This is a genomic window from Paraburkholderia sp. SIMBA_054 (assembly GCF_046534875.1).
Taxonomy (GTDB): domain Bacteria; phylum Pseudomonadota; class Gammaproteobacteria; order Burkholderiales; family Burkholderiaceae; genus Paraburkholderia; species Paraburkholderia hospita.
The window spans coordinates 1-273 of record NZ_JAWRXV010000735.1 but is presented as its reverse complement, the minus strand read 5'-3'; the positions used below and the strand labels follow the sequence as shown (position 1 = coordinate 273).

The 273-nt window shown below is 71.4% G+C and carries 1 protein-coding gene; it reads left to right on the top strand.

What is annotated here, in order from left to right:
• A partial coding sequence (locus SB822_RS57040) for an IS66 family transposase (protein ID WP_410859099.1) occupies positions 1 to 273 on the top strand: 273 nt, incomplete at both ends.

Here is a 273-nt window from a genome sequence, read left to right as displayed (position 1 = left end):
CCGGCAATCGACGATCGCGGCGCGCGACGGCGTGACGCTTGACCGGGCCAGCATGGGCCGCTGGGTCGGCCAGTGCGAGGCGCTGTGCGCACCGCTAACAGAGGCGCTGCGCCGCTATACGGTGTCGGCCGCCAAGCTGCACGCGGATGACACGCCGATCCCGGTGCTCGCACCGGGCAGCAGGAAGACCCGCACCGGCCGGCTGTGGGTCTACGTGCGCGACGATCGCCGCTCGGGCTCGACGCAACCGGCTTCGGTCTGGTTCGCATACTC